This is a genomic window from Streptomyces sp. NBC_01426 (genome assembly GCF_036231985.1).
Taxonomy (GTDB): domain Bacteria; phylum Actinomycetota; class Actinomycetes; order Streptomycetales; family Streptomycetaceae; genus Streptomyces.
Map to the genome: position 1 here is coordinate 3446266 of NZ_CP109500.1, position 22889 is coordinate 3469154.

Sequence of the window (22889 nt, forward strand, 5' to 3'; positions counted from 1 at the left end):
GTCCCCGCCGGAAAACGCGGTCGTCATCGGTCGACGCCTCCCATCACGGGGTCGATGGAGGCGACGGCGACGATCACGTCGGCGATCTGGCCGCCCTCGCACATCGCGGCCATGGCCTGCAGGTTGGTGAAGGACGGGTCGCGGAAGTGGACCCGGTAGGGGCGGGTGCCGCCGTCGGAGACGACGTGGACGCCGAGCTCGCCCTTGGGGGACTCGACAGCCGCGTACGCCTGCCCGGCCGGCACCCGGAAGCCCTCGGTCACCAGCTTGAAGTGGTGGATGAGGGCCTCCATGGAGGTGCCCATGATGTTCCTGATGTGGTCGAGCGAGTTGCCGAGCCCGTCGGGGCCCATGGCCAGCTGCGCCGGCCAGGCGATCTTCTTGTCGGCGACCATGACCGGGCCCGGCTCCAGGCGTTCCAGGCACTGCTCGACGATCCGCAGCGACTGGCGCATCTCCTCCAGGCGGACCAGGAACCGGCCGTAGGAGTCGCAGGACTCGGTGGTCGGCACGTCGAACTCGTAGTTCTCGTAGCCGCAGTACGGGTCCGTCTTGCGCAGGTCGTGCGGGAGGCCGGCGGAGCGCAGGATCGGGCCGGTGGCGCCGAGCGCCATGCAGCCGGTCAGGTCGAGGTAGCCGACGTCCTGCATGCGGGCCTTGAAGATGGGGTTGCCGGTGGCGAGCTTGTCGTACTCCGGGAGGTTCTTCTTCATGGTCTTCACGAAGTCGCGCAGCTGGTCCACGGCGCCCGGGGGCAGGTCCTGGGCCAGGCCGCCGGGGCGGATGAACGCGTGGTTCATCCGCAGGCCGGTGATCAGCTCGAAGATGTCGAGGATCAGCTCGCGGTCGCGGAACCCGTAGATCATGATCGTGGTCGCGCCCAGCTCCATGCCGCCGGTGGCGATGCACACCAGGTGGGAGGAGAGCCGGTTGAGTTCCATCAGCAGGACGCGGATGACGGTGGCGCGGTCCGGGATCTGATCGGTGATGCCGAGCAGCTTCTCGACGCCCAGGCAGTACGCCGTCTCGTTGAAGAACGGCGTCAGGTAGTCCATGCGCGTCACGAAGGTGGTGCCCTGCGTCCAGTTCCGGAATTCGAGGTTCTTCTCGATGCCGGTGTGCAGGTAGCCGATGCCGCAGCGGGCTTCGGTGACGGTCTCGCCGTCGATCTCCAGGATCAGGCGGAGCACGCCATGGGTGGACGGGTGCTGGGGACCCATGTTGACGACGATCCGCTCGTCGTCCGCGCGGGCCGCCGACTGGACGATCTCGTCCCAGTCACCGCCGGTGACGGTGTAGACGAGGCCCTCGGTGGTCTCCCTGGAGGAGGCGTGGTGGGACGTGGACATCAGCTGTACGACCTCCGCTGGTCGGGAGCCGGGATCTGGGCGCCCTTGTACTCGATGGCGATGCCACCGAGCGGGTAGTCCTTGCGCTGCGGGAACCCCTGCCAGTCGTCCGGCATCATGATTCGGGTCAGGGCCGGGTGGCCGTCGAAGATCAGGCCGAAGAAGTCGTACGCCTCGCGCTCGTGCCAGTCGTTGGTCGGGTAGACCTCGACGAGCGACGGCAGGTGCCGGTCGGTGTCCGGGACGGACACCTCCAGGCGCAGGATCCGCCCGTGGGTGAGCGAGCGCAGGTGGTAGACGGCGTGCAGTTCGCGGCCCTTGTCCCCGGGGAAGTGCACCCCGCTGACGCCGGTGCACAGCTCGAAGCGCAGGGCCGGGTCGTCGCGCAGGGTCCGTGCGACGCGCACGAGGTGCTCGCGGGCCACGTGGAAGGTCAGCTCGCCGCGGTCGACGACCGTCTTCTCGATGGCGTGCTCGGGGACCAGGCCCTGTTCCTCCAGGGCGCCCTCGAACTCGTCGGCCACCTCGTCGAACCAGGACCCGTACGGACGGCTCGTCGCGCCGGGCATGGCCACGGTGCGGACGAGGCCGCCGTAGCCGCTGGTGTCCCCGCCGGCCGCGGCGCCGAACATGCCCTTGCGGACGCCGATCACCTCGGGGCCGGTGGTGCCCCTGGGGGCGGGAACGTTGTTCCCGTCCCCGTTGCCGTTGCCGTTCTGCACGGCCGGGTCGTCGCTCACCGAAGGAGCCCCTTCATCTCGATGGTGGGGAGGGCCTTGAGGGCCGCCTCCTCCGCCTCGCGCGCCGCCTCTTCCTGGTTCACGCCGAGCTTTCCGCCCTGGATCTTCTGGTGGAGCTTGAGGATCGCGTCCATCAACATCTCGGGGCGGGGCGGGCAACCGGGCAGGTAGATGTCCACGGGGACGATGTGGTCGACGCCCTGGACGATCGCGTAGTTGTTGAACATTCCGCCCGAAGAGGCGCAAACGCCCATGGAGATGACCCACTTGGGAGCGGGCATCTGGTCGTACACCTGCCGCAGCACCGGCGCCATCTTCTGGCTGACCCGGCCGGCCACGATCATCAGGTCCGCCTGGCGCGGTGAGCCGCGGAAGACCTCCATGCCGAAGCGGGCCAGGTCGTACCGGCCCGCTCCGGTGGTCATCATCTCGATGGCACAGCACGCCAGGCCGAAGGTGGCCGGGAAGACGGATGACTTGCGCACCCAGCCCGCGGCCTGTTCGACGGTCGTCAGCAGAAAGCCGCTCGGCAGCTTCTCTTCCAGTCCCATGGAAAATTCAGCCCCTCAGTCCCATTCCAGGCCGCCGCGGCGCCACACGTAGGCGTAGGCGACGAAGACGGTGAGCACGAAGAGCAACATCTCGACGAGCCCGAAGATCCCCAGGGAGTCGAAGGTGACCGCCCAGGGGTAGAGGAAGACGATCTCGATGTCGAAGACGATGAAGAGCATCGCCGTCAGGTAGTACTTGATGGGGAAGCGACCGCCACCGGCCGGTACGGGAGTGGGCTCGATGCCGCACTCGTACGCTTCAAGTTTTGCCCGGTTGTACCTCTTTGGGCCGATCAGCGTGGCCATGACCACGGAGAAGATCGCAAACCCTGCGCCGAGGGCGCCGAGCACGAGGATGGGCGCGTACGCATTCACGCTCCTCGCTCCTTCCAGTCGTCCTTGACCGTTGGACCGCTGTGCCGGCGCCGAGTGACCCGCCTCCCGTGAAGATCACCCGAGTCGGAGGGGATTGCATGTGAGGCAGTTCACAAGCCGGACTGGTGCGCATCTTATGCCTGCCGGTCTGTGATCTGCGACACGGGTAACAACACCGAGTTTGTGATCTCCACCACCTGACGAACGATCATGAAGTCCGATGAGTGGTGATCTTCGCACGCAAGGCATCCACATGATCACCAAAGGTGACATCCGGGCCCTTCGTCGCAGGTGGAAGGGGGTCCGCACTATCAAACGTTGGCACGTGCAGGCAAATTGGCACCACTGTCGTAGCGGTGGTAAGGGGATCCATACCCCCCGAACGAGGGGTTCGGGAGGACTCGGGTGGACGTCAGGCCGAGCCGATCCGAGGGGGAGGGGCGGCGGGACGAGGGCCGCGCGGATCGCGTGCATCCGTTCACGAACCACACGGGAACCTCACAGCCGGGTCACGGAGCGGCCACAGTGCCCGCACAGCGGTAGGTAACTGTGACCTGCGTCACGTGGAATCCGCGCCACCGAAAGGGGGCTTGGCCAACTGTCGAGCGGAATGGTAGGCGCCGGATCAATTGGGACTTATCGCGGAAACCCCATGATCACAGGCTTGTGAGGGTGTGTCCGTTTCGCCCGTTACCGCGTCAATAGCGGGCGCGACGCGTCCGGTTCGCGGCCTTCGCGCGCAACTGTGGCGCACACCACGTTTCTTGAAGCGACCGGCCGCGCCCTGATAGCGGTTAGTCCCATGTCCCACACCGCTCACACACCCAGCCACCGGAAGCCCCGCCGCAGCGTCTCCAAGCTCGCGGTCCGCGCCGGCGTTGCCGGTGGCGTCCTCAGCACCCTCGCCATGGCCGGCACCGCGAGCGCGTCCCCGTCCCCAGAGCCCGTGGCCGAGACGACGCTCGAAATGCCGGTCCTCGACCTGGATCTGAGCGCCGACGTCGCGACGGCCGTCACCACGGCCGCCGAGAACACCCGCGCCGCAGCCGTCGAAGGCGAGCTGAACGTCCAGGAGGAGCACGCCCGCACGGGCGCCGCCGCCGAGGCGAAGCAGGCCAAGGAAGACGCCCAGCAGAAGGCCGACGCCGAGAAGAAGGCCAAGGAGGAGCAGGCGCGCAAGGCCGAGGCCGACCGCGCCAACCGCAGCTCCGCCCGCTCCTCGCTGGCGAACGCCTCCGCCTCGGACGACGATTCCTTCTCGCCCGGCAGCAGCTCCGGCGGCGGCAACTCCGACGAGGGCGGCAGCACGTCGAGGCCGGCCACCGGCTCCGCCGCCGCCATCGTCGACTTCGCCCGCGCGCAGGTCGGCAAGGCGTACGTCAGTGGCGCCACCGGCTCCTCGGCGTACGACTGCTCCGGTCTCGTCCAGGCCGCGTACCGCCAGGCCGGGATCACCCTCGACCGCGTGTCGCAGGCGCAGTCCAACGCCGGCACCTCGGTGTCGCTGAGCAACCTCCAGCCGGGCGACATCCTGTACTGGGGTGCCAAGGGCAGCGCGTACCACGTCGCCATCTACGTCGGCGGCGGCAAGTTCGTCGGTGCGCAGAACCCCAGCACCGGTGTCGTCGAACGCAGCCTGAGCTACGACATGCCGACGGGCGCGGTCCGCGTCCTCTGAGTCGTCGCGTCCTCGTGAACCGTCGCGGCCTCTGAAGCCTTACCGGGCGTCCAGAGGTGCCTGGGGCCTCGTGTGGGACCCTCCGGGCCGTCCGAGCCGCTCTCGGACGCCCTGAGGAGCCTTCAGGCACCTTCGGACACCCCGCGGCTGACCGCGTGTGCGCGGAAAGGGCCGGTACTCCCCCGCTCGGGGGCGGAGTACCGGCCCTTTCGCGTGCCCGCGCCCCTTTCGTGCCGGCCCTCTTCGCGCGCCCGGCCGAAATGTGGGTGCGCGGGCGGACGGTGCCGCTGTTTCCCGTCGTGGAAATGCGGAATTCCGTACGGAATGCGCGGCGTGCCGTGTCAGACGAGCGAGGCCGCCAGTTTGAAACGGGCGTCGCGCTGTTTCCCGTAGAGCGCGAGCGTCTGCGCGTTCTCCTCCACGAGCCGCTGCTGGTACGCGGTCTCGACGGCCGCCCACACGCCCACCAGGTTCACCTCGCGCTTGCAGGCGACGTCCTTGCCGGCGGCGGCGACCGCCTTGGGGCCGGCCTTGTCCGCCTCCAGGCCCAGCTTCTCGACGACCTCGTACGGAGTGTCGAGGCCGCCGTAGCCGGCCCCGGCCATGCAGGCGGACCAGTCCTTCAGGACGGCGACCACCCGGGAGTCCTTCTGGGACCGGGTGTGCGCCTCGGAGGCGAGGCCGAAGGAGAAGAGCAGGTCGACGCTGTCCTCGGTGGGCGCGTACAGCTTGCGGTACCCCTCGCGCAGGCAGCCGCCGGCCGGCACCCGCTGCCCGCCGGCCTCGATCCCGCTGTCGGTCCGTTCGGCCTCCTCCTGGGTCCTCGGGTCCGGCCCGGAGGGGGTCGTCTCGCCCTGCCGGGTGCCGAACAGCACCGCGGTCGCGCTCTCGGTGAGCTGCGGCGGGGCGGGCTTGGCCGAGTCCCCCGCGCCGGAGGCGTCCGCATAGCCGCGGGCCGCCGCCTGCGCGGGATCGGCGACCCCGAACAGGGCGCCGTGGCGGCCCTGGTCGGCCCCTCCCCCGGTGTCGGCCCGGCCCGCCGGCGGCTCGTAGGCGAATCCGTACCGGGCCATGCACCGGGCGATGAGCCGGTTCTGCACCGCCTCCATCCGCAGGGCTTCGGCGTCCGAGTCCGTGTAGGCGTCCAGGGGGAGGGAGAGGGCGGAGCCGGCGGGGTTCGCGGCGACGGGGCCGAGCGCGGGTTCGCGGGCGTCCTTCCCCTTCGCCCCGTCGTCGCCCGCGCAACCGGCCACCAGGACGGCCGCGGCCGTCAGGAGGGCGGTGGCGAGGGTCCGGCGGCGCCGGGCGGGGTGCATCAGCGGTTCCTCCGGGGTGCGAAGCGGCTCAGTACCAACGCAGGGAGCTGATCGAGTTCTTGAAGTTGCTGGACGCGTCGCCCGTGTGACCCGCGGGGACGGAGCCCCTGATCCCGCCGTAGTTGCTGTTGGTGTAGACGTTGCGGCCCTTGATGTCCAGGCTCTTGTACGAGTACGTGTTGTCGTTCACGCCCTTGCCGAGGCCGCCGCAGCCCGAGGGACCGTGGAACGTGTCGTTGTTCAGGTTCTCGTCGTCGTTGTTGCTGTCGAAGACGCACCCTCTCTGGCCGGAGTCCCAGTACAGCCCGAACTCGAACTGCTCCAGGTAACCGTCGTGCACCCACGCCGAAGCGGGCGAGGCGGTCGAGACGAGCAGGGCGCCGGCGACGGCCACCGGGGCGAGCGCGAGACGCAGGACGCGCTTGTTCTTGTTCATTTGCACATTCCTCACCGTGGGAACAACAAAATGATCTCGACGCCAACAGCGCGACGCCCAGCGGGATTCAAGTGCAGAGCCGTTCCGGGCACAAGCCGATATCCCGGCCAACGGACCGTCAAAAAGCGTGCATCAAACGGAACTTGTGTGTCCGCGACCCCCTCCCTAGTATCGCGAATTGCGTTCGCACGTCATATCGCTCTGCGGCGCCCTCCTCCACGTCCGCACCCCGAGGGAAGCGCCCTTATGCGCAAGTTCGTGCCGGTCACCGTCCTCGCCCTGGCTCTCGCGCTCGGTGCGTGTTCCGGCGGGAAGGAACCCTCCGCGAGCGACAGCCCGCCGCCCGGCCGCGACGAGGTCGCCTACTACGACTGCCTCGAGGAACACGGCGTGCCGATCGTCCTCCTCGACTCCGGCTCGCCCCGGGTGGACAAGGACAAACCGCACGACAACCTCGCCGCCGCCGAGAAGGCCTGCGAGAGCAAGGCCCCGCAGCAGACGCCCGTCACGAAGGTCGACCCCCGGGTGCTGGCCGCCGCCCGTGAGGAGGCCCGGTGCCTGCGGGCCGAGGGCGTCTCCTGGTACCCGGACCCCGACCCGGCGACGGGTACGTACGACCCTCGGGCCGTGACCCCGGAGCAGACGGCCGAACTCCGGACGAAGTATGCCGAGGCGACCCGAAAGTGCCGCCTCGACCGGGGCTCCGGCGGCAACGGCGTGCTCGGCGGGTGAACGAACCGGGGGACGTCGTGGTGGACCCGGGCGGGGACGTGGTGGACCCGGGCGGGGGCGGGCCGGCCGGCGCGGCCGATGTCGGGGAGGACGCGGCCGACCCCGGTGCGACCGACTCCGGCGCGGCCGACTCCGATGCGACCGACCCCGGTGCGCTCGGCCGGGGGCGTCGGGTGGTGCTCGGCGTCGTCGCCGGGGCCGCGCTCGTGGCGGTCGGCGGACTGTTGGCCACCGTGCTGGTGAAGTCGCCCGCGCAGGTCGCGGCGGAGACGGGACCGCCCGCACAGGGGTTGTTGACCGCGGAGGTCGAGCGGCGGGTGCTCGCGCAGACCGTCGTGACGCGCGGGACCGTCGTGGCCGACCAGAGCGTCGACGTGGCCCCCCAGCCGCGCGCCGGCGAGGGCGCCGGCGCGGCCGTCGTGACGAAGCTGCCGCTCAAGGCCGGGGACACGGTCGCGGCCGGACAGCTGTTGGCGGAGGTCTCCGGGCGGCCGGTGTTCGCCCTGAAGGGGACCCTGCCCGTCTACCGCGACCTCAGGCCGGGAGCCACCGGCGACGACGTCGCCCAGCTCCAGCAGGCGTTGCGCGCGCTGGGGCACGGGACCGGCGCCGACGCGAAGGGCGTGTTCGGGGCCGGTACGAAGGCCGCGCTCACCGCCCGCTACCGGGCCATCGGCTACGACCCGCTGCCCGCCGTGGCGGACGGCGGCGATGCGGTCAAGGCCGCGCGGCTGACCGTACGGTCGGCGCAGTGGGCCGTCGAGGACGCCTCGGCCGCGGCCGGGGAACCTTCCCCCGGTCCGGGCGCCGGCAGCCCCTCGGCCGGCCCCGGCAGCGGCACCACCGGCCCCGCTTCCGGCACCGGCGGTGGGAAGACCGGCGGTGGGAAGACCGGCGGCGAGGGCGACTCCGGTCGGGCCCTCGCGCGCGCCCGGCAGGCCCTCGCCGACGCCCTCGCCGAGCTGGCATCGGTCGAGGCCGCCGACGGACCGATGCTCCCCGCCTCCGAGACCGTGGTCCTCGGCTCCTTCCCCGCCCAGGTCAGCGGGATCGCCGGCCGGGTCGGCGGCCCCGTCTCCGGGCCGCTGCTCACCCTGTCCGCCGGTGAACTCGTCGTCGAGACGTACCTGAAGGACGACAAGAGGCAGCTCCTGCGCGCCGGCATGAGCGTGGTGATCGCCTCCGAGGCCAGCGGGCTCGATGCCCGGGGCAAGGTCGCGCTGGTCGCCGCCGAGCGCTCGACCGGCCGGCCCGCGGGCGGGCAGCAGCCCGGGCAGGGCGGCCAGGGAGCCCAGGGCGACGCCGCTGGCAAGGGCGGCGGCGATCTCGGCTTCCGCATGGTCGTCCGCGCGGACCGGCCGCTGCCCCCCGCCCTCGCCGGTCAGGACGTACGGCTGACCGTCGAGTCCGCCGCCACCGACGGGGAGGCCCTCGTCGTTCCCGTCACCGCGGTCTCCGCCACCGCGGACGGGGGCACGGTCGTCACCGCCGTGGGCGGCGACGGCACGCCGCGGCGCATCCCGGTCCGGGTGGGTACCAGTGGCGACGGCTACGTGGCGGTGACCCCGGTGCGCGACGGCGCCCTCACCGCCGGCGCCAAGGTCGTCATCGGGGCCGCCCCCAAGGGCGGGCGGGACGGCGAGGACGGGCGGGAACCGACGGGCACCGGGTCGGCGCGGAGGCCGGCCGAGTGAGGTTCCCGCGCGCCCGCCGGCGAGCGCGTGGCGGACCGGGCGATCCCGGCCCGGACGGCCCCGGCTCCCTCGACCGCCCCGGCTCCGTCGACCGCCCCGAGGCCGCCGACCGCCCCGACTCCCCCGTCATCGAGTTCCGCGCGGTCGCCCTCACCTATCCGGGGCCGCCGCCCGTCGAGGCGCTGAAGTCCTGCGACCTGACGGTGCGCCGCGGGGAGTTCGTCACCATCGTCGGCCCCTCCGGCTCGGGGAAGTCCACCTTCCTCAACGTGGCGGGACTCCTGGACTCGCCCACCTCCGGCCACTACCTCCTCGACGGGATCGACACCGGGAGGTTGCCCGACCACGCCCGTACCGCCCTGCGCGGCCGCCGCATCGGGTTCGTGTTCCAGTCCTTCCACCTGCTGCCCCACCGAAGCGCCCTGGAGAACGTCTCCCTCGCCATGCTCTACACCTCCGTCCCGCGCGCGCGGCGCCTCGCCCGGGCCCGCGCCGCCCTCGACCAGGTCGGCCTCGGCCACCGGGCGTCGGCCGTCCCCGGTCGGCTCTCCGGCGGCGAACGCCAGCGCGTGGCCATCGCCCGGGCGCTCGTCGGACGGCCCTCGCTACTGCTGTGCGACGAGCCCACCGGCAACCTCGACTCCGCCAACGCCGCCTCCGTGCTGGCGCTGCTGGACGAACTGCACGCGGCCGGGATGACCGTCATGGTGATCACCCACGACCCCGAGGTCGCGGCCCGCGGCCGCCGGACCGTCACCGTCCGCGACGGCCGGCTGCGCGAGCGGGTGGGCCCGTGAGCACGACCGACGGCACGGGCGCAGACGACGGCACGGACACGGGCGACGGTTCAGACGGAAACGCCACCGCCGCCGGTGACCGTGCGCGGGTCGAGCCGACCAAGTTGGCCGCCCGGGACGCCCTGTCGGAGGCGCTCGCCGGGATGCTGCGCCGCCCCGGGCGGGCGGTCCTCACCGCCCTGGGAACCGTGCTCGGCGTCGGCAGTTTCGTGGCCGTCCTCGGCCTGACCGCCACCATCTCCTCGCAGATCGACGGCCGGTTCAACGTCCTCACCGCCACCGAGGTGACCATCGAGGACGTGGCTCCCGAGGTGAACGAGTTCGCCGGTTCCGGTTTCCCCGCCGACGCGGAGGAGCGGCTGCGCGAGGTGGCGGGCATCCGCAACGCCGGAACGCTGTGGACCGTACGGCTCGATCCGGGGACGACGATCGGCGTCCTGCCCGCCGGCCGCCGCGCCACCACCGGCACCGCCGCGGGCACCATCACCGGCACCGCGGTCGTCGCCGCGTCCCCGGGGGCCGTCGCCGCCCTGGTGCCCACCCTCCGGGAGGGCCGGCTCTACGACGAGTTCGCCGAGCGGAGCCGGCAGCGCGTCGTGCTCATCGGCAGCGGGGTCGCCGAACGCCTCGGCATCACCACCCTGAGCACCCGCCCCGCGCTCTACATCGGCGAGGAGCCGTTCACCGTGGCGGGCGTCATCGCCGACGTGGAACGCAAACCGGAGAACCTGCTCTCCGTCCTCGTGCCCCGGGCCACCGCCCGCGAGGTGTGGGGGCCGCCCGAGCCCGGCGGCGTCACCATGCTCCTGGACACCGAGCTGGGCGCCGCCCGGCAGGCCGCGGAGCTCGCGCCGCTCGCGCTGCGGCCCGACCACCCCGAGTACCTGAAGGCCGTACCGCCCCCGGACCCCCGGCTGTTGCGGTCCGGCGTGACCTCCGACCTGAGCGCCCTGTTCCTGCTGCTCGCCGGGATCTGTCTGGTCATCGGAGCGGTCGGCATCGCCAACACCACCCTCGTCGCGGTGCTGGAGCGGACGTCGGAGATCGGGCTGCGCCGTGCGCTGGGCGCCCGGGGGCGGCACGTGGCGGCCCAGTTCCTCACCGAGTCCGCGACGCTGGGCACGCTCGGGGGGCTGGTCGGCACGTCGTTGGGCGAACTGACGGTGGTCGCCGTCTCGCTGGCCCGCGACTGGACTCCGGTGATCCACCCCGCCACCGTCGCGGCCGCCCCGCTCACCGGGCTCGTCACCGGCCTGCTGGCCGGGCTCCATCCGGCCTGGCGGGCGGCCCGTATCGAACCCGCCGAGGCCCTGCGAAGATAGTCGGGGCGCTCGCCCGACCGTCAACGACCCTGGAGGTGGTGGTCCCGTGCTCACCCGACGGCCCGCCGAGGACGCCGAGGTCGCCGACCGCGGCACCGGGGACCCCACCGCGTTGCCCGCCGCGGCGGGTCTGGCCCTGCTCGCGGTCGGTGGCTGGTTGCTGACCACCGCCCGCCCTTGGGCGAAGCCGGGGCACCCCGTCACGCTCGGGCTCGGCTGGACGGCCTCGCTCGCCCTGCTGGTGTGCGGGATGGTGCTGTTGGCCCGCTGTGTGCGGACCGTGCACGGCGCTCCGTACGAGGACGGGTGCGCGGACGGGCACCCGGACCGGACCACCGCGGCCCGGAGCGGAGACTCCCCCGACGAACCGGCCCGCCCCGCACCACCCCCCGCCGACTGACCGCGAAACGCCGTCCGGTCCGTCCGTCGCACCTGCGCGACGGACGGACCGGACGGCGTTCGGACGGACCCGGACGGGCCGGGGCCCGTCGCGATCAGGCCTTCGGGGCCACCTTGGTTCCGCTGAGGTAACCATCGGACGGGAAATTTCCTACCAGCGGTGCTACGTTTTAGATATGAGCAGCCACGTAGCACCCCAGGCCGCCGAGCGGGCCGGCAAGAGATCCGTGTCGCTCGCCCAGTCACTGATCAAGGAAGTCGAGGAACGCACCGGCAAGAGCGGGTTCTCCTCCGTCGTGGCCGAGGCGCTGGAGGAATGGCTCGCCGCACAGAAGCTCCGCGAGGTCGTGACCGCTGACCGCAAGGCGTTCGGCCCCGTCTCCGCTGAAGCACGGCGGCAGGCGGAGCAGGAGTGGTAAGCAAGCGCCTCAAGATCAAGGCAAAGAGCGAGGGCACGCTCGTCCTGGACGCCCAAGGACTTTCACTGCACGTCGACGGTGACGAGGGGATGCGTGCGCGTATCGAAGTCGCTCAGCAGAGCGGCCGACGCGTGGCGCTGTCCGCGCTGACGCCCTTGGAGGTGCGCCGGACAGAAGAAGCCGCCAAGCGACTCCAGTTCCTCCTGTCCCGGTTCGACGTGAAACCGGTCAACGACGCGGTGACGGACGCCGCAGCGAAGCTGCTGGACGCCTCGGGCCTCGACGGGCACGAATGCCTCGTGGACGCACTCGTGGTGGCCACGGCCGCACTCTGCACCCCCCCGGTCCTGCTCGTCACTTCTGACAAGTCGCACATCCCGGCGCTGTGCAAGGCCGCCGAGGAACTTCCCGGCTCACCGAAGGTGAAGATCGTCAACGTGTGACGGCCAAATGTCACGAGCCGAGCCGCTCGACTACCCGACGAGCGGCCCGGCCTTGACCGGTCAAGCGCGGGGCGCCACCTTCGAGAGGCCGTTGATGACGCGGTCCATCGCGTCGCCGCCCGTGGGGTCGGTCAGGTTGGCCAGCATCTTGAGCGTGAAGCGCATCAGCACCGGGTGGGTCAGACCGCGCTGTGCGGCGATCTTCATGACCTTCGGGTTGCCGATCAGCTTCACGAAGGCACGGCCCAGCGTGTAGTAGCCGCCGTACGTCTCCTTGAGGACCTTCGGGTAGTTGTGCAGGGCCAGTTCGCGCTGGGCCGGGGTGGCGCGGGCGTGCGCTTGGACGATGACGTCGGCGGCGATCTGGCCGGACTCCATCGCGTAGGCGATGCCCTCGCCGTTGAACGGGTTGACGAGGCCGCCGGCGTCGCCGACGAGCAGCAGGCCCTTGGTGTAGTGCGGCTGGCGGTTGAAGGCCATCGGCAGGGCCGCGCCGCGGATCGGCTGCGTCATGTTGTCGGGGGTGTAGCCCCAGTCCTCCGGCATGGACGCGCACCAGGCCTTGAGGACCTCGCGCCAGTCCAGCTCCTTGAAGGCGGAGGAGGAGTTGAGGATGCCGAGGCCGACGTTGGACGTGCCGTCGCCCATGCCGAAGATCCAGCCGTAGCCGGGCAGCAGCCGGTCCTGCGCGCCGCGCCGGTCCCACAGCTCCAGCCAGGACTCCAGGTAGTCGTCGTCGTGACGGGGCGAGGTGAAGTACGTCCGGACGGCGACGCCCATCGGGCGGTCCTCGCGGCGGTGCAGGCCCATCGCGAGGGAGATCCGCGAGGAGTTGCCGTCGGCCGCGACGACCAGCGGGGCGCTGAAGGTGACCGGGGTCTTCTCCTCGCCCAGCTTCGCCTGCACGCCGGTGATGTGGCCGGTGCGCGCGTCGCGGACGGGCTCGCCGACGTTGCAGCGCTCGTAGAGGCGGGCGCCCGCCTTCTGGGCCTGGCGGGCCAGGGTCTCGTCGAAGTCGTCGCGCTTGCGGACGAGCCCGTAGTCCGGGAAGGAGGCGAGTTCCGGCCAGTCGAGCTGGAGCCGCTGCCCGCCGCCGATGATCCGCAGGCCCTTGTTGCGGAGCCAGCCGGCCTCCTCGGAGACGTCGATGCCCATGGCGACCAGCTGCTTGGTGGCGCGCGGCGTCAGGCCGTCGCCACAGACCTTCTCGCGGGGGAAGGAGGTCTTCTCCAGGAGCAGGACGTCCAATCCGGCCTTGGCGAGGTAGTACGCGGTGGTCGAGCCGGCGGGCCCGGCCCCGACGACGATCACGTCCGCGGAGTGTTCGGAGAGGGGCTCGGTCACTGCGGGGTCTCCCGAAGGCTCGATAAAGGGTGCCCAACGGCACCGGACACGTGCAGTCTATGCAGCGAGAGAGATCACGATCCGAAGGGTGCCTCCGATGACCACCTCGCCCGCCCGGCCGCTTCCCACCGTGCAGTTGCGCGTGCCCATCGACGAGGACGCCCGTGCCTGGCACCAGGTCTTCGCCGACACGGAGGTGATGGAGTTCCTCGGTGGCCCCGCGGAGCTGTCCGTGTACGAGGAGTTCACCGCCCGCCAGCGGTTGCACGACGCCCGGCTCGGCTACTGCCTGTGGACCCTGCTGGACGAGGAGGGCACCGTGATCGGTTTCACCGGCGCGCAGCCGTGGCCCGCGGAGAAGGAGTGGGGGCCGGTCGGGGAGATCGAGATCGGCTGGCGGCTGGGGCGCTCCGCCTGGGGCCGGGGATACGCGTACGCGTCCGCGCTGGCGACGCTGGAGCGGGTACGGGCGGCCGGCGTGACGCGCGTGGTGGCGATGATCGACGCCCGGAACGTGCGTTCGGTGGCGGTCGCGGAGCGGCTCGGGATGGACCTGGACGAGGAGTCCACGATGCCGGACGGCAACCCGGCCCGCCGCTACGCGCTGTCGCTGTAGACCGCGGCCCCGGATCCGCCGGTCAGAAGACCGACAGGCCGGTCAGCGTCGTGAAGCGGTCGAGGGCCGCCACACCCGCGACCGAGTTCCCCTGGGCGTCGAGCCCGGGGCTCCACACCGCGATCGAGCACCGGCCGGGAACGACGGCGACGATCCCGCCGCCCACCCCGCTCTTGCCGGGCAGGCCGACGCGGTAGGCGAACTCGCCTGCCGCGTCGTAGGTGCCGCAGGTCAGCATCACCGCGTTGATCTGCTTGGCCTCGCTGCGCGTCAGCAGGCGCGTGCCGTCGGCGCGCAGCCCGTGCCGGGCCAGTACGCGTCCGGCGCGGGCCAGGTCGGCGCAGGTCATCTCGATGGAGCACTGCCAGAAGTAGTGCTCCAGCAGGGCCGGTACGGGGTTGTCGATGTTGCCGTACGAGGCCATGAAGTGGGCGACGGCCGCGTTGCGGTCGCCGTGCTCCTGCTCGGAGGCGGCCACCTCGGCGTCGAACCCTATGGCCGGGTTCTCGCTCTCCTCCCGCAGGAACTGCAGGAGTTCGCTGCTCGCGTCGCCCGTCAGGGTCTGGAGGCGGTCGGTGACGACGAGGGCGCCCGCGTTGATGAACGGGTTGCGGGGGATGCCGTTCTCGTACTCCAGCTGTACGAGCGAGTTGAACGGGTTGCCGGAGGGTTCGCGGCCCACCCGTTCCCACAGGCTGTCGCCGCCCTCCGCGAGGGCCAGGGCGAGTGCGAAGACCTTGGTGATGGACTGGGTGGAGAAGGGGACCTGCCAGTCCCCCACCCCGTACGCGTTGCCTTCGAGGTCGACGACGGCCATCCCGAACTGCGCCGGGTCCACGGACGCCAGCGCCGGGATGTACTCGGCCGGGGTGCCGCGGCCGATCACCGGCGCGATGTCGGCCGCGATCCGCTCCAGCAGTCCCTGGTAGTCGAAGCGCACGGTCTCGGAGGGTTCCGGGCCGAGGAACGCGGGGCCGGAGGGCGCGGCGCCCGGGGGCGCGTCGTCGACGGGCGCGGCGGGCATCGCGTCCTACGCCTTGACGCCGCGGTGCAGGGCCACGATGCCGCCGCTGAGGTTGCGCCACGCGACCTTGGACCAGCCGGCCTTCTGAAGCAGCGCGGCGAGTGCCGGCTGGTCGGGCCATGCGCGGATGGACTCGGCGAGGTAGACGTACGCGTCGGGGTTGGGCGACATGGCGCGGGCCACCGGCGGGAGGGCGCGCATCAGGTACTCGGTGTAGACCGTCCGGAACGGCGCCCAGGTGGGCTGCGAGAACTCGCAGATGACGACCTGGCCGCCGGGCTTCGTCACGCGGTACAGCTCGCGCAGGGCGGTGTCGGTGTCCTGGACGTTGCGCAGCCCGAAGGAGATCGTCACGGTGTCGAAGGTGTCGTCCTTGAACGGCAGCTTCGTCGCGTCGCCGGCGGTCAGCGGCAGCCAGGGGTGCCTCTTCTTGCCCTCCTGGAGCATGCCCAGGGAGAAGTCGCAGGGGACGACGTACGCACCGGTCGCGGCGAAGGGCAGCGAGGAGGTCGCGGTCCCGGCGGCCAGGTCGAGGATCGTGTGTCCGGGGCGGGCGCCGACCGCCTTGGCGACCTCCTTGCGCCACAGGCGGGCCTGACCGAGCGAGAGCACGTCGTTGACGAGGTCGTAGTTCGCCGCCAGCCCGTCGAACATGGAGGCGACTTCGTGCGGCTGCTTGTCCAGGGAAGCGCTGGTCACTGGCGTGGGCCCCTCGGGTGCGATGCGGTGCGGTGCGGGTCTGTCCGCCATTCTCGCAGGCGGACCCGGCGCCGGCCGCCGCGGGCACAACTGACCCGAAGGACAGTTACGCGGGACGGCCGGATCGGCTTTGACTGGTGCGCGTGTGACCCGAAACGGGTCGGACAAAAGCCACGTTCGTCGGCGAAGCGCATGAAATGCCCGCTCGTGTACGACGTGGACCACGCGAACAGAAAGCTCCTGCATGCCGGAAGGCCATCCGACCAGACGTTCCCGCGGTGACGTGCGCGCCCTGCGCCGGGCCGCCGAACGGCGGCGACGACTGCACCGTACCCTCATCGGCTCCGCGGCAATCGCCGTCGCCTGCGTGACCGCCTACACCCTGCGCCCGCAGGACGGGACCGCCGCGGTCGCGGACGACCGACCGGCCGCGGCCGCCCCCACCCGCGAGGCCGACGCGGGCGGTCCCACGCCCGACGGCGGCTCCGAGCCGGCCCCGGACGGCGGGCGGACGAAGCCGCCGGCCGCCTCCCCGCCGGCCGCGCCGAAGCCCGGGGCGAAGGCCACGCCGAAGGCCTCGACCCCGGCGAAGCCGACCCCGTCGGTTCCGGCCTCCGGTCCCGGGGTCTTCGCCGCGTCCACCGCCTCCGGCTCGCCGCAGGGCAAGGGACGCGCGCTGCGCTGGCGGGTCGAGGTCGAGCAGGGCAGCGGGGTCGACCCGGAGGCCGCGGCCCGGTCCGTCGAGGCGATCCTCGGGGACCCGCGCGGCTGGACCCGTGATCCCGCGTACGGGTTCCGCCTCGTCGGCGCCGGCCAACCGGTGGACTTCACCGTGAAGATCGCCACGCCCACCACCACCGACCGGCTGTGCGAGGTCGTCACCCCCGAGCTGATCGGCGAGACCAACTGTCGCGCCGGTCACACCGTCGTGGTGAACCTCAAGCGCTGGCAGGAGGGATCACCGCAGTTCGACGGTCCCGTCGAGGAGTACCGGGCCCTGATCGTCAACCACGAGGTGGGCCACGAGATCGGTCGCGAGCACGAGACCTGCCCCGGTCCCGGCAAGCAGGCACCGGCGATGATGCAACAGATCAAGGGACTGCTCGGCTGTACGGCGAACGCCTGGCCGTTCGACGCCGCCGGAACCTACCTGGCCGGCCCGAACGTCCCTTAGGCAGGGGGCCGAGCGCGTCGGCCGGGGGGCAAGGGGTGGAAACCGTGCGCAGCGTCAGCTTCAGCGTCCCGTCGTGGTTCCCCGCCCGCGACCCGCAGGCGCCTGCGCGGGTCCACCTCACCGACCAGGAGTCGGCGGTGTTCCTGTGGCTGGCCACCGGCGCCTCGAACGCGGAGCTGGCCGCGACGCTGCAACTGTCCGTCAGCACCGTCAAGTTCCACGTGCTGAACATCCGGAACAAGCTCGGCGGGGTGAGCCGCCTCCAGGTCTGCCTGCTGGCCGCCCTCGCCCGGGAGGGCGGCCGGCCCGACGACGACGTGCCCGGGGACCTCAGCGACGGCGGTGCAGCAGCCGTCCCCCGATGACCGTGGCCACACAGCTCGTCGCGCCCAGGGTGAGCAGTTCCCCGGGGTCGGCCGCCGCGAAGACCGCGAACCGGGCCGGGGCGTCCGGCTCCAGGGCCCCGTGGAAGGCTTGTTCGGCCGCGTCCCACCCGGCGAACGGGTCCAGGGACGCCTCCCGCTCCGCACCCGGCGACCCTTGGGGCCGCGCCGCCGGCGGCAGGACCGCCAGACCCGACCGCACCACGGCGGTCCGCACCGACGGGATCGTGAACCGGCCGGTGACCGCCACCACCCCGCGTGCCAGGAGCTTCTGCGTCCCGCGCCGGGCGCTGTTGCCCCACCGGGACTCGGTCATGGTGAGACCGGCCAGGGCCTGCCCGCCGATCGGGTCCGCGCCGAGTTCGGCGACCTCGTACGGGTCGTCCGGGTAGTACGTGCGCTCCAGCAGCTCGTCCGCGCCGCGCACCAGCAGTCCCGGGGTCAACACCCCGGGCCAGCGCCGAACCCGGGCGTGCGGGCGGGCCGCGCCGAGCTCCTCGTACGGGCCCACGCCCGCGATCCGGTCGCCCTCGACGAGCACCGCGCCGCCGGGGAGCGGGGTCGAACCCGGCCCGGCGACGAGGAGTTCGGCGGTGTGCAGCGTCAGCATCGGTTCGGCGGCGTCAGTTCGAGGAGATGAGCTTCAGCTCGGGGTGCGCGGTGCCGCCCTCGATGGCGGTGGAGGAGATGTGCGAGACGACGCGGTCGTCGACCGGGTCGTTCGCCGGGTCGTCGTGCACCACGAGGTGCTCGTACGTCGTCGCGCGCTGCGCCGGCGTGCGGCCCGCCTTGCGGATCAGCTCGATGATCTCCATGCGGTTGGAGCGGTGCTTGGCACCGGCCGAGGAGACCACGTTCTCCTCCAGCATGATCGAGCCGAGGTCGTCCGCGCCGTAGTGCAGCGACAGTTGGCCCGCTTCCTTGCCGACCGTCAGCCAGGAGCCCTGGATGTGCGCGATGTTGTCGAGGAAGAGCCGCGCGATCGCGATCATGCGCAGGTACTCGAAGATCGTCGCCTGGGTCCGGCCCTTGAGGTGGTTGTTCTCGGGCTGGTACGTGTACGGGATGAAGGCGCGGAAGCCGCCGGTGCGGTCCTGCGTGTCGCGGATCATCGCGATGTGCTCGATGCGCTCGGCGTTGGTCTCGCCCGTGCCCATCAGCATGGTGGAGGTGGACTCGACACCCAGCTTGTGGGCGATCTCCATGATCTCCAGCCAGCGCTCGCCGGACTCCTTGAGCGGGGCGATGGCCTTGCGCGGGCGGGCCGGCAGCAGTTCGGCGCCGGCGCCCGCGAAGGAGTCGAGGCCGGCGGCGTGGATCCGCTGGATCGCCTCCTCCGCCGAGACGCCCGAGATGCGGGCCATGTGCTCGACCTCGGACGCGCCGAGGGAGTGGATGACCAGCTGCGGGTACGCCTTCTTGATGGCGGAGAAGTGCTCCTCGTAGTACTCGACGCCGTAGTCCGGGTGGTGACCGCCCTGGAACATGATCTGCGTGCCACCGAGCTCCACGGTCTCCGCGCAGCGGCGCAGGATGTCGTCGAGGCCGCGGGACCAGCCCTTCTTGGTGTCCTTCGGGGCGGCGTAGAACGCGCAGAACTTGCACGCCGTGACGCACACGTTGGTGTAGTTGATGTTGCGCTCGATGATGTACGTCGCGATGTGCTCCGTACCCGCGTAGCGCAGCCGGCGCGCGGCGTCGGCGGCCTGGCCGAGCGCGTGCAGCGGGGCGTGCCGGTAGAGGTCGAGCGCTTCGTCCTGGGTGATCCGGCCCCCTGCGGCGGCTCGGTCGAGGACAGACTGGAGAGCGGCCTGGTCGGTCACCGGTGCGTCACCTTTCGGCGGTGTGTCAAGGGTCCGGACCGATCCAGCGTACGCCGGCGGTCCTCGGGTCCGTTCAGGGGTGCGCGGGTCAGCGCTCTCGGGTCAGATCGCCTTCGGGGTTGCCCGCCGCCGCGTCCCCGGACCGGTAGTGCAGGGTCCCGTTCGCGTTCAGGGTGAAGCGTTCGTCGGCGGAGCCGTCGGAACACACGCCGGGCGCCGGGTTGGGGCCGTCCGTCGTGTCGAGGACCAGCGAACGGTCGGTGGCGGCGCGCAGCTTCCAGTCCCCGCTGCAATCGGTGCCGAGGACGGGCAGGACCGACTTGTCCCTCGCGACGACCTGGCCGATCCGGCCGCCGCTGATGGTGATCTCGAACGCGCTGGAGACGCCCAGGCGGGCCGTGGTGACCGTGCCCTTCCAGGTGCCGGCCAGGCCCTGGGGCACGGTGTCCCGGGCCCCCGGGGACGGGGTCGCGCCGCCCGTGCTCGCGGTGGGCCCCGTGGCGGGCGCCGAATCGGCCGGACGCGGGGAGGAGGGCGGCGGACCGGTCGCCAGGTCCCGGTTCCCGCCCGACTGCCAGGGCAGCAGGTCCAGTCCGTACAGCCCGCCCGACAGCACGCCCAGCACGGCCGCCGCGGCGAGGACCACGGTGCAGCTGAACCGCCGGCCGGCCGCGCGCACGGAGACCCGCCGCCCGTCGGCGTCGGACGCGGTGCGCGGCCCGGGCACGCCGCCGCCGTACCCCGCCCCGCCCGCGCCGGCCTCCGCGCCGTACGCCGGCCCGTACGGAGTGGTGCCGCCGCCGGGGAAGCCGTCCGGCGCCCCGACGGCCACCCGCTGCTCGCCGTAAGAAGAGGACGAGGTGAACGGCACCGGACCCGAGGGGTACTCCGGCAGCGCCTCGTCCAGGTCCAGCAGGGCCACCGCGGCGCGGTTGGCCTCCTCGACCAGCGGGGTCGGCAACCAGCCCGACACCCCCAGGGCGCCGTCCAGCGCGGCCGCGATCACCGCCGGCGCGGGTCGGGCGGCCGGCGACTTCGCCAGGCAGGCCGCGATCAGGTCCCGCAGCGGTCCGGGCCCGATCCCGCCGAGGTCCGGCGGTTCGTGGACCACCTTGTAGAGGAGGGTCGCGGAGTTGTCCCCGCTGAAAGGGGCCCGGCCGGTCGCGGCGAAGACCAGGACCGCGCCCAGCGAGAACACGTCCGCCGCCCCCGTGACGGGGTTGCCGAGGATCTGTTCCGGCGACATGTAGCCGGGCGAGCCCACGGAGACGCCGGTGGAAGTCAGCGCGGCGGCGCCGTCCGAGGCGCGGGCGATCCCGAAGTCGATCAGGCGCGGTCCGCCCGTCGGACCGCCCGCGAGGGTGAGCATCACGTTCGACGGCTTCACGTCCCGGTGGACGAGCCCCAGCCCGTGCACCGCCACCAACGCGCGGGCCAGCCCCTCCCCGACGGCCCGAACCGAATGCTCGGGCAGCGGCCCGTAGCCCGCCACGGCCCGGTCCAGCGACGGGCCCGCGACGTAGCCGGTGGCCACCCACGGCACCGGGGCCTCCGGGTCCGCGTCCAGGACGGGCGCGGTCCACTCGCCCCCCACCCGGCGCGCGGCGGCGACCTCGCGGCGGAAGCGGGCGCGGAACTCCTCGTCGGAGGCGAAGTGGGGGTGGACGATCTTCACGGCGACGGTCCGGCCGCCCGCGCTGCGCCCCAGGTAGACCCGACCCATGCCGCCCGCGCCGAGGCGTCCGAGCAGCCGGTAGGCGCCGATGGTCCGCGGTTCGCCCGCTTCGAGCGGCTGCATCGCGTCCCCCTCCCCGAGGTTCGTGGATCGCTGACGGTCAACCAGCACCTTAGGGGTGTCCACCGCCGGCCGGGGAGCTTCCATCGTGTCCGGAGTACTACGGCACAACGGCGGGGACGGGTGGTTCGATCCCCGCCGAATGCGTCGGCGCACCGGTCTCGGCCCCTTTGTTCCGCAGGCCGTTCCGTCGACCGTTCCGTCGGCCGTTCCATCTGCGGACGGAAATGCGAAAGGGGAACGAATTCCCGGTAAACGGAACATTCCCCTTTCCGGGATGCGGAACTCGCGCCGGGGGCATAAGGCGCGTCAATGCTCCGGTACGGCCACCTTCAGGAGCTCCACCTCGACATCGGCCGCGTACCCCGACGCCGATCCCGTACGGCGCGCGAATTCCCGGACGCCGGCGAGTTGCTCCGGACCGAAGCGGAAGTCGAGCGTCGTGAAGTAGCGCTCCAACAGGTCGGCGTCGAACGCCTCCCAGCGGGCGGCCTGCTCGGCGACCTTGGTGACCTCCTCCAGGGAGACGTCCCGGGAGGCGAGGAACGCCTCGTGGACCTTGCGCACGACGACGGGTTCGCGTGCGAGGTAGTCCTTGCGGGCGGCCCAGACGGCGAAGACGAACGGCAGCCCGGTCCACTCCTTCCACATCAGCCCCAGGTCGTGCACGGCGAGGCCGAGCCGGGGCGCGTCGTGCAGGGAGGCGCGCAGCGCGGCGTCCCCGATCAGCACCGCCGCGTCGGCCTCCTGCATCATCACCCCCAGGTCAGGGGGGCAGGTGTAGTAGTCGGGCCGCACTCCGTACTGCTCGGCGAGCAGCAGCTGGGCCAGCCGTACGGACGTCCGGGAGGTCGATCCGAGAGCCACGCGGGCTCCGTCCAACCGGTCGAGCGGGACCTGCGAGACGATCACGCAGGACATCACCGGGCCGTCGCAGCCGACCGCGAGGTCGGGGAAGGCGACGAGTTGGTCGGCGTTGCGGAGGAACTCGACGAGCGTGATCGGAGCGATGTCCAGGTCGCCCCGGACGAGCCGTTCACTCAGTTTCTCGGGGGTGTCCTTGGTCAGCTCCAGGTCCAGCAGCGTGCCGGTTCTGGCCAGCCCCCAGTAGAGGGGCAGGCAGTTCAGGAACTGGATGTGGCCGACGCGGGGCCGGCTGCGATAGACGTCCACATCGCGAGACTAGCCCCCGGCTCCGCGTCAGCGATCGGGCGGGTCTCAAACGTCCGGGTGACGTGATCTTTCCCTCTGGTCTCGGCCGCAGGGTGCATGCTAGGCTCGACGCAAGTTGCAGTTTGGTTTCCCTTGCAGTACGAGGCCTGCGGAGAATGTGACCCGCAGGCTTTTGTAGTTTTCAGACTTCTTAGCAGGTTCTGGAGCAGGGCGACCCTTTGGCCCATAGGAGGGCTCATGGCTACCGGAACCGTGAAGTGGTTCAACGCTGAAAAGGGCTTCGGCTTCATCGCCCAGGACGGCGGCGGCCCGGATGTCTTCGTCCACTACTCCGCGATCAATGCCTCTGGCTTCCGCTCCCTCGAGGAGAACCAGCAGGTCACCTTCGACGTCACGCAGGGTCCGAAGGGCCCGCAGGCGGAGAACGTCATCCCGGCCTAGTCGCCTGGCCGACCGGATCGCGGTTGGATTAAGCAGTACCCAAGGAGCCCTGCCTCCTCCGTGCGAGCGGAGGCGGCGGGGCTCCTGCCTTTCCCCTCTCCCCCGCGAGGGGGGAACGCCGCTGCCCCGGTCACCGTTCGACGGTGACCGGGGCAGCGGCGTTGTT

General features: G+C 71.8%; 25 protein-coding genes. 12 read left to right on the forward strand and 13 right to left on the reverse strand.

Translation table 11 applies throughout. The features are described 5' to 3' along the window. Nucleotides 1-23: 23 nt before the first annotated feature. From OG906_RS15085 to OG906_RS15100, 4 genes are read right to left on the reverse strand one after another with little or no spacing between them, the layout of a single operon-like run. A complete protein-coding gene (locus tag OG906_RS15085; protein WP_267798424.1) occupies nucleotides 24-1349 on the reverse strand; it encodes an NADH-quinone oxidoreductase subunit D in 1326 nt (441 codons plus the stop codon). Then, nucleotides 1349-2089, reverse strand: coding sequence for an NADH-quinone oxidoreductase subunit C (locus OG906_RS15090; protein ID WP_329443218.1), 741 nt, complete (start codon nucleotides 2087-2089; stop codon nucleotides 1349-1351). The genes OG906_RS15085 and OG906_RS15090 overlap by 1 nt, the downstream gene beginning before the upstream one ends. Next, complete coding sequence (locus OG906_RS15095; RefSeq protein WP_053678947.1) at nucleotides 2086-2640, reverse strand: NuoB/complex I 20 kDa subunit family protein; 555 nt, start codon at nucleotides 2638-2640, stop codon at nucleotides 2086-2088. The genes OG906_RS15090 and OG906_RS15095 overlap by 4 nt, the downstream gene beginning before the upstream one ends. A 15-nt stretch (nucleotides 2641-2655) precedes the next feature. Then, complete coding sequence (locus OG906_RS15100) at nucleotides 2656-3015, reverse strand: NADH-quinone oxidoreductase subunit A (RefSeq protein ID WP_053678945.1); 360 nt, start codon at nucleotides 3013-3015, stop codon at nucleotides 2656-2658. A gap of 802 nt (nucleotides 3016-3817) precedes the next feature. Here OG906_RS15100 and OG906_RS15105 point away from each other — a divergent pair. Then, the gene (locus OG906_RS15105) at nucleotides 3818-4693 is read left to right on the forward strand and encodes a C40 family peptidase (protein ID WP_329443220.1); all 876 of its coding nucleotides are present in this window, start codon (nucleotides 3818-3820) and stop codon (nucleotides 4691-4693) included. Nucleotides 4694-5034: 341 nt separating this feature from the next. On the opposite strand, the gene OG906_RS15110 is transcribed toward OG906_RS15105, so the two are convergent. Beyond that, the gene (locus OG906_RS15110) at nucleotides 5035-6009 is read right to left on the reverse strand and encodes a hypothetical protein (protein ID WP_329443222.1); all 975 of its coding nucleotides are present in this window, start codon (nucleotides 6007-6009) and stop codon (nucleotides 5035-5037) included. Between the two features lie 28 nt (nucleotides 6010-6037). Then, nucleotides 6038-6445 carry a hypothetical protein gene (locus OG906_RS15115; protein WP_329443224.1) on the reverse strand — a complete coding sequence of 136 codons (408 nt, stop codon included), beginning with the start codon at nucleotides 6443-6445 and terminating at the stop codon, nucleotides 6038-6040. A 246-nt stretch (nucleotides 6446-6691) separates the two neighbouring features. Between OG906_RS15115 and OG906_RS15120 the strand changes: the two genes are divergently transcribed. From OG906_RS15120 to OG906_RS15150, 7 genes are all read left to right on the forward strand, one after another. Beyond that, a complete protein-coding gene (locus tag OG906_RS15120; protein ID WP_329443225.1) occupies nucleotides 6692-7177 on the forward strand; it encodes a hypothetical protein in 486 nt (161 codons plus the stop codon). Further along, the gene (locus OG906_RS15125; RefSeq protein ID WP_329443227.1) at nucleotides 7174-8871 is read left to right on the forward strand and encodes a peptidoglycan-binding protein; all 1698 of its coding nucleotides are present in this window, start codon (nucleotides 7174-7176) and stop codon (nucleotides 8869-8871) included. Before OG906_RS15120 ends, OG906_RS15125 begins: the two co-directional genes overlap by 4 nt. Next, nucleotides 8868-9668: an ABC transporter ATP-binding protein gene (locus OG906_RS15130; protein ID WP_443067381.1), complete on the forward strand. Its 801-nt coding sequence runs from the start codon at nucleotides 8868-8870 to the stop codon at nucleotides 9666-9668. Before OG906_RS15125 ends, OG906_RS15130 begins: the two co-directional genes overlap by 4 nt. A 104-nt stretch (nucleotides 9669-9772) precedes the next feature. Beyond that, nucleotides 9773-10990: an ABC transporter permease gene (locus OG906_RS15135; protein WP_329448030.1), complete on the forward strand. Its 1218-nt coding sequence runs from the start codon at nucleotides 9773-9775 to the stop codon at nucleotides 10988-10990. Nucleotides 10991-11036: 46 nt separating this feature from the next. Continuing rightward, nucleotides 11037-11390 carry a hypothetical protein gene (locus OG906_RS15140; protein WP_267825439.1) on the forward strand — a complete coding sequence of 118 codons (354 nt, stop codon included), beginning with the start codon at nucleotides 11037-11039 and terminating at the stop codon, nucleotides 11388-11390. A gap of 175 nt (nucleotides 11391-11565) precedes the next feature. Continuing rightward, entirely contained in the window at nucleotides 11566-11808 is a 243-nt protein-coding gene (locus tag OG906_RS15145) for a hypothetical protein (protein ID WP_267825440.1), read from the forward strand. Beyond that, nucleotides 11802-12251 (forward strand): DNA-binding protein, encoded by a 450-nt coding sequence (locus OG906_RS15150; RefSeq protein ID WP_329443228.1) that lies wholly within the window; start codon nucleotides 11802-11804, stop codon nucleotides 12249-12251. Before OG906_RS15145 ends, OG906_RS15150 begins: the two co-directional genes overlap by 7 nt. Nucleotides 12252-12311: 60 nt before the next feature. On the opposite strand, the gene OG906_RS15155 is transcribed toward OG906_RS15150, so the two are convergent. Next, nucleotides 12312-13595, reverse strand: coding sequence for a geranylgeranyl reductase family protein (locus OG906_RS15155; RefSeq protein ID WP_329443229.1), 1284 nt, complete (start codon nucleotides 13593-13595; stop codon nucleotides 12312-12314). Between the two features lie 97 nt (nucleotides 13596-13692). Between OG906_RS15155 and OG906_RS15160 the strand changes: the two genes are divergently transcribed. Continuing rightward, the gene (locus tag OG906_RS15160; protein ID WP_329443231.1) at nucleotides 13693-14211 is read left to right on the forward strand and encodes a GNAT family N-acetyltransferase; all 519 of its coding nucleotides are present in this window, start codon (nucleotides 13693-13695) and stop codon (nucleotides 14209-14211) included. A 22-nt stretch (nucleotides 14212-14233) separates the two neighbouring features. On the opposite strand, the gene OG906_RS15165 is transcribed toward OG906_RS15160, so the two are convergent. Beyond that, entirely contained in the window at nucleotides 14234-15235 is a 1002-nt protein-coding gene (locus OG906_RS15165; RefSeq protein ID WP_392899639.1) for a glutaminase, read from the reverse strand. A 6-nt stretch (nucleotides 15236-15241) separates the two neighbouring features. Further along, the gene (locus OG906_RS15170; RefSeq protein ID WP_329443233.1) at nucleotides 15242-15934 is read right to left on the reverse strand and encodes a demethylmenaquinone methyltransferase; all 693 of its coding nucleotides are present in this window, start codon (nucleotides 15932-15934) and stop codon (nucleotides 15242-15244) included. Nucleotides 15935-16178: 244 nt separating this feature from the next. Here OG906_RS15170 and OG906_RS15175 point away from each other — a divergent pair, with 244 nt between their 5' ends. Together OG906_RS15175 and OG906_RS15180 are read left to right on the forward strand one after the other, a co-directional pair. Continuing rightward, a complete protein-coding gene (locus OG906_RS15175; protein WP_329443235.1) occupies nucleotides 16179-17108 on the forward strand; it encodes a DUF3152 domain-containing protein in 930 nt (309 codons plus the stop codon). 44 nt (nucleotides 17109-17152) lie between these two features. Further along, nucleotides 17153-17473: a helix-turn-helix domain-containing protein gene (locus OG906_RS15180; RefSeq protein WP_329443236.1), complete on the forward strand. Its 321-nt coding sequence runs from the start codon at nucleotides 17153-17155 to the stop codon at nucleotides 17471-17473. On the opposite strand, the gene OG906_RS15185 is transcribed toward OG906_RS15180, so the two are convergent. The 4 genes from OG906_RS15185 to OG906_RS15200 form a co-directional block, all read right to left on the reverse strand. Further along, on the reverse strand, nucleotides 17439-18101 hold the full coding sequence (locus OG906_RS15185) for an imidazolonepropionase-like domain-containing protein (RefSeq protein ID WP_329443238.1): 663 nt from the start codon (nucleotides 18099-18101) through the stop codon (nucleotides 17439-17441). The genes OG906_RS15180 and OG906_RS15185 overlap by 35 nt on opposite strands. Before the next feature lie 13 nt (nucleotides 18102-18114). Beyond that, nucleotides 18115-19314 carry a cyclic dehypoxanthinyl futalosine synthase gene (mqnC, locus tag OG906_RS15190; RefSeq protein ID WP_053678921.1) on the reverse strand — a complete coding sequence of 400 codons (1200 nt, stop codon included), beginning with the start codon at nucleotides 19312-19314 and terminating at the stop codon, nucleotides 18115-18117. Between the two features lie 88 nt (nucleotides 19315-19402). Next, the gene (locus tag OG906_RS15195; RefSeq protein WP_329443241.1) at nucleotides 19403-21112 is read right to left on the reverse strand and encodes a serine/threonine-protein kinase; all 1710 of its coding nucleotides are present in this window, start codon (nucleotides 21110-21112) and stop codon (nucleotides 19403-19405) included. Between the two features lie 306 nt (nucleotides 21113-21418). After that, nucleotides 21419-22282: a menaquinone biosynthetic enzyme MqnA/MqnD family protein gene (locus tag OG906_RS15200; RefSeq protein WP_267798436.1), complete on the reverse strand. Its 864-nt coding sequence runs from the start codon at nucleotides 22280-22282 to the stop codon at nucleotides 21419-21421. Between the two features lie 237 nt (nucleotides 22283-22519). On the opposite strand from OG906_RS15200, the gene OG906_RS15205 reads away from it, so the two are divergent. Next, a complete protein-coding gene (locus OG906_RS15205) occupies nucleotides 22520-22723 on the forward strand; it encodes a cold-shock protein (RefSeq protein ID WP_015610594.1) in 204 nt (67 codons plus the stop codon). Nucleotides 22724-22889 lie beyond the last annotated feature (166 nt).